Here is a 6,174-nt window from a genome sequence, read left to right on the forward strand (position 1 = left end):
GTTTTAGCCAGGAAATAGAATGAGAAAGTGTGCAGGTGAGAAAGTGAGAAAAAGAGAAAGTGAGATTTTTAAGGAAGCCAAAGAATGCCTCTTTGAAAGAGAGGTCCTGAAAACGCAAGCCGCGTTTGTGGATTTTCTTGAGGCGTTTTTGAAGATGTCTCTTTTCTCTTTGCTCAGTCTCAAGCTGACTTCTAAGCTCCTCGTAAGAGGGCCGACTATTGTCAGTTGTTTGTTGTTTGTTGTTTTCTTGAATCATGGTTTTTGAGAAAGGGAAGTTTGAGAAAGGGAAGGAATAAGGGGTAAAAGGGGGAAAAGGAGGAAAGTATACCACTATTTCAGTATTCTACTTCTATTATATCTCTAGATTTTTTTGTCAATATTTTGTGCAGGAGTGAAAGTGAGAAAGTGAGAAAGTGAGAAAGTGAGATTCTCACCTGCTCACCTGCATAACCACATCCACTGCCACAAACCCCCCTTTCCCAACCTTAATTTCCTCTGAACGCCAAGTCTGGTAACCTTCCTTTTCTACTACCAAATAGTAATCTCCTATTTCTGGCATGAAACCGAAGCGGCCAGTATGGTCAGTTACTTGAGTCTCCCTAGGTACAGCATAACCTTTTTTGTAAATCTTGACGATAGCTAAAGCTAAAGGATTCTTGGTCTGAGCATCATAAACTTTACCCCAAGGCTTTCTTTCTTCTTTGACCACTAGCCTCTTAAAGTAGAGCAAGAAAAGATAAGCCAGCAAAATCAAGAGGTTGTAAATATTAGGAGTAATGGAAACTGCTATCAGAGCTAAAATTGTTCCGGCTATCAGTAAGGGAGTATTTATCCTTCTCAAGAAATAACGGATGGCTTGCCAAATCCCTTTCTTTCCTTGCTCTTTCCATCTAGCTATAGAATCAAGAGGAATATTAACTCTGATTATATCTTCTTTTGATTGAATAATTATATCTTCTCCATGATAAATATCTTTATATTCTCCGTTAGTTCTTCCTTTAGCAATCTGGGATGGGAAAACATAATTAGGCTTAGTTACAGTTAGATAATAAGTGCCTGGCTGAACCAAGAAGCCAAGTCTTCCTTTACGATCAGTGACTCTGGTTTCTATTAAGCGGTGGGTGGATTTACTAAACATTCGAACAATAGCTAAAGAAATTGGTTTTTTGGTTCGGGAATCATAAATCATACCCCAAGGTTTTCTTCGGTTAATACCGAAGAAGGAAAGTAAGGAATTGAAAAGTAATTGCAGGAATTGCAAAATATTAAGCAAGCCAAGGTAGGGTAGCAAGGGCAATAAACCAACTGCGGCTCCTGAAGTGGTCACTGGAGTGATGACTCTCTTATTTACTTTCTGAACAGCTGGATTTTCTCTTATTTTTTTGACTGCCTCAACTGCTTTAGTTGCTGCCTTAGTTGTTGTCTTAACTGGAGCAGCTATAAATTCCTTAGTCTTTTCAGCCACTTTTTCGGTTACCTCCCCTACTTTTTCAGCTACTTTTTCTCCCATTCCTTCAGCTACTGGAATTTCAGAAGGTGGAGCAATAATTATCTCTTCTTCAGCAGGAGGAGTAATTATTTCTTCTTTTGGTAGTTCTTCTTTCTCAATTATTATCACTGTAGCAAAAGCACTCTTGTCAAATGAAGTCACTTTTACTGTACCCTCATAAGTACCAACAATATCTCCAGCAGTAAATAATCCAGTTTGATCAATAGTCCCTCCTCCATTAACTATTTCCCAAGTAAAACTCAAACCAGTCATTTCTGCTCCAAATTGATCATAGCCTTTAGCAATAAACTGCTGACTAGCTCCTATAGTTAAAGTAACAGAACTTGGACTAATACTTAAGGTGGTTAAAACAGCTTCTTCTCCTTCTGGAACTTCTTCCTTTTCTACTATTACTGTAGCATAAGCTGCTTTAGCTTGGGCTTCGACTTTTACTGTATTAGAATAAGTACCAGCTATACTTCCAGCTGTAAATAATCCATTTTGATTAATAGTTCCTCCTCCATTAATTATTGACCAAATATAACTTAGGCCGGTTATTTCATTATTATATTGATCATAAGCCTTAACACTGAATTGTTGAGTAGCATTAGCAGATAAAGTTACTGAAGTTGGACTAATTTCAAGATGATCGAGTTCTTCTGGGGTTAGAGTGACGTCAACATAAGCTTCGGATAGCAAAGCGGCCAAGGCAAAGCTCACTCCGTTCGCTTTGCCACTCCTAACTTTAATTGCCTTTTGATAAAATCCAACTTTAATTCCAGCTTTAAACAAACCAGTCTGATCAATGATTCCAGCTTTCTGATCAATCATTTCCCAAACAAGGGCTATATTTTTCATTTCTTGACCATACTGATCAAATCCTTTGGCTGTCAATTGAAAACTACTAGCCACGTTTAAAGTGACAGAAGTAGGACTGACTTCTAGACTAGTTAAAACAGAAGGTAAAGCAGTGACTATTACAGTAGCATAGGCCGTTTTACCAGAGGCTTCTGCTTTAATTGTATTTTGATAAGTTCCTGGAGTATCTCCTGCTGTGAATAGACCCGCAGAATCAATAGTTCCTCCTCCATTAACCACACTCCAGGTAATACTTGGACAAGTCATTTCTGCCCCATTTTGATCATAACATTTAGCACTAAACTGCTGGCTGGTTCCAGTAGTCAAACTAACTGCCGTTGGAGTAATAACCAGAGTAGTAAAAGTAGGTGGAGGAGGTGGAGGACCACCACCAGTTTGAATAGTAATAATTCCAGTACTATCAGTGTGACCTAAGCCATCATCAGCCATTACTTGAACAGAGCCAGAAGAGTTAGCTGTTAAAGTAGTAGCTGTGCCACTGGCTGGGCTGATAGTAGCTGCAGAAGCGGTGCCAGTAATGCTCCATGTAACTGATTGGTCACCAATAAAGCTATTCCCTGAATCATAACCAGCTGCGTAAAGAATCAAAGTATCACCCACTGTCATAGTTCGATCATTAATCACATTTCCTCCGCCATTAGCCGCATCTCTAATAATAATATGATCAAGAGCTGAAGGAATACTTACTGTCATCTGGCAGGACGGATTAGCTGAAACTCCTTCATTTGAACTAATGCTGGCTGTATTAGTAATAAGTTCACCATTCTGAGCTATAGCACTAATAGTTACCCGGAAAGTTAAAATAGTTGAACCAATTCCCAAATCACCAATATTCCAAGTGATCACTCCTCCTTTTTCTGAACCGCCTCCAGTAATGCTGCCAACAACTAGATTAACATTGGCTGGTACTGTATCAGTAACTTTAACTCCAGTAGCTTCAACATTTCCAGTATTATAGACTTCAATAGTAAATTCAGTAGTATCCCCTGGCAAAAGATTTCCCCCATTAAGATCAGAACCTACTTTAGTAGATGAACTAAGGTTTGGACCAAGAACTAAGATCTCTGGATCTGGAGGGGTATTAGAATATCCATTATTAGTATCAGTTGCCCTAATAGTTTGATAACCATTGGTCTTGAAAGTAGCTGAATTAAAGCTAAAGAATCCATTGGTTAATGTTCCACTAGCTGGATTAAAGAGAGCATTTAAATCACTAGAAGAAACAGTAATATTATGGCCATTAATAGAATCTACTAGGTTATACCAATCATCAACCGCATTAACAGTAATCTTACTTGAGGCAATATTAACAGTCTGATTGCTTGGGAAACCAGATTTGCCAGAAACTGTACCTGGATTAGCTGATTCACCCGGAACTAAAATCTGTAATTTGGTAAATGAACCAGCATTAAGATTAAAACTATTAGAATCACCAGTATGTTCTGGAGAGGCATTATCAGAAGCAGTAATTGTCACATTATTCTGAGCTCGGGTAATATAGACCTGGCCTGACCAATTTCCATTTACAAAATCACTAGTCCATTGATTGCCAGTAGAAACCACATAGATATATCCTCCTCCTGGCAAATTGGTAGTCAACTTAACTGGTAAGCCATCGAATTCAGTCACTGGATTATTGCCTGAATCTTCAGCAGTAATACTAAGATTGAATGGCAGACCAGCTACTTGATTTCCAATAGTAGTATTAAACCTAAAGTGATCAAGGTCTCCTGGAATGACATTAATACCAACTGCTGTTGAACTAAGGTTTGGCTCAGTCCCAGAAACATCTTGGGCAGTAATAGTTTGAGCTCCAACCGTTCTTAAGGTAACTTCAAAAGAGAGTTCTCCTGAAACAGGCAGGCTAAGCCCAGCTGGGATAGATGCTTGAGTGTCAGTAGAAGTAACGGTCAAAGCCTGGCTGCTAGGCAAAGTAACTAAGTTATAATAATCATCAGTAGCATAAATAGTTAGATTAAATTGCTGGCTAGCTATTTGAGAATTTGGAAGGCTTGATTTTCCATTTTGAGTTCCTGGAGCAAGGCTTTCTCCTGGAGCTAAGATAAGAAGTTTAGTAGGATTGCCAGGACTAACTTCAAACTCACTGTTATATCCAACTTTAGCAGTAACCATATCCATAGCCTCAAAACTGCCTGCTTGCCAAATTCCAGTGGTATAAGCTGTCATAGTCAAAACTGTGCTTCCATAACTTAATTGCCCTTCAGGGAAAATACCTTCTTTGGTGGGATCTAACCTTCTTATTCTTACTGTATAGTTGTTTTCATTCTCTGGTGTTTCTGGGCCAATATATTTAATTATATTAGCCCAATTATCTATAGCATTAATAGTAATCTTAAATTCTATTCCAGCTGCCTGAGATAAGGTAGTACCAGTAATACCAGCAGAAGTACCAGGCATAGCTTGCTGACCAGGTTGAATAATTTGAAGTTTAGTATAAGTACCAGATTTAACTGTAAATTCATTAGATTCTCTAGAAACTCCATCTGTAATTGTTAACTTCTGAGTTCCAGATTTATAAACAGTGACTGAACCTGCCCAAATTCCACTATTAAAGCTTAAGGCAGTAGGAGTAGGCGAATCAGCAGTGCTCAAAGTACTGCTCAAAGTAGCTGGGTTATTATAATCAGTCTTTGGGTTATTGTATTGATCATAAGCAGTGATAGTTAATTCAAAAGATTGACCAGCAGTTTGATTAGAAATAGTACTAAGGATAAAGTAATTTAAATCAGCTGGAGTCACTTGAATACCAGTCTGCTGACCAATAGCATCTGGTTCAGGAACTGGATCTGTTACTTTCACCCAATGAATACCAGTCTTGGTCAAAACTATTCTTTCTTCTGGATTAATTGGATCAAACACTTTCTGACCTTGATCAGCCAACTTAAACTCATAACTAGCAGGATAAGTAGTCTGAGGTCCGGTATCAGAAGTGCTAAATTCAATAGTTCCTTGATAATCAGTCTTCACATTATTATATTTATCATAAGCTGTTACAGTTAATCCAGAAGGAGTACCAGCTTGAATTGGACTTGGAATTCCTTTAACTTCAAAGTGGTCAATCGGTCCTGGTCCAATATTAAATGTATTACTAGTACCAGTTTTTCCTGCATCTTCTGCAGTAATACTAATTCCAGTAGCAGTCTTGGTAATAGTGACTTGAGTTGAGGCTACTCCACTAACAAACCCAGAGATAGCAGTTGGAGTCAAAGTGCCAGTATCATCCTTTAGGGTAGGTGTTCCAAAATAATTAGTTTTAATATTCCCTTCTATATCTTTAGCAACAACAGTAATAGTAAATGAAGTACCAGCTTTTTGATTAGAAATAGAATCTAACTCAAATCCACCTAAAGGAGCAGGATTTATCTGGATAAAGTTATAGCCAGTATGATCCCAAATTACAGTTTTACCTGTTCCGTCAGTTGCTTTAATTTTAATATTTTCTGTTTTGGTATATTTAAGATCGCTAATTGCTGTTTCAGTTAATAAAGAGGCATTAATTCCTGCTGGCGGAGTGCCGTAAGTTGCTGAGGAAAGAATACCGCTACCAGCTGTAGTGCTGCTCGTATAAGCAGTTAAGGTTACACCAGTATTGCCTGGTCTTGGATTGCAATAAGCATCATGGCCAGTAATGGTAATGGTAAAAATAGTTCCTGCTTCTGCTTCTGTTGGTTCTTTAACTTCGTAATGATCAAGACCCCCTGTTTCAACAATAAATCCATCGGTATCAGCCTGATTTATTGAACCAGTCCAGTAAACAGTAATATAAGGTAAAGGTGTCTGATAAG

2 protein-coding genes are annotated in these 6,174 nt (G+C 38.2%); both read right to left on the minus strand.

Translation table 11 applies throughout. The features are described from left to right. A partial coding sequence (locus AB1414_13655; protein MEW6608467.1) for a hypothetical protein occupies positions 1 to 256 on the minus strand: 256 nt, incomplete at its 3' end. Between the two features lie 174 nt (positions 257 to 430). After that, the coding region (locus tag AB1414_13660) for a carboxypeptidase regulatory-like domain-containing protein (protein MEW6608468.1) at positions 431 to 6,174 on the minus strand (5,744 nt) is incomplete at its 5' end.

The sequence above is a fragment of the bacterium genome (assembly GCA_040755795.1).
GTDB lineage: Bacteria > UBA9089 > CG2-30-40-21 > CG2-30-40-21 > SBAY01 > JBFLXS01.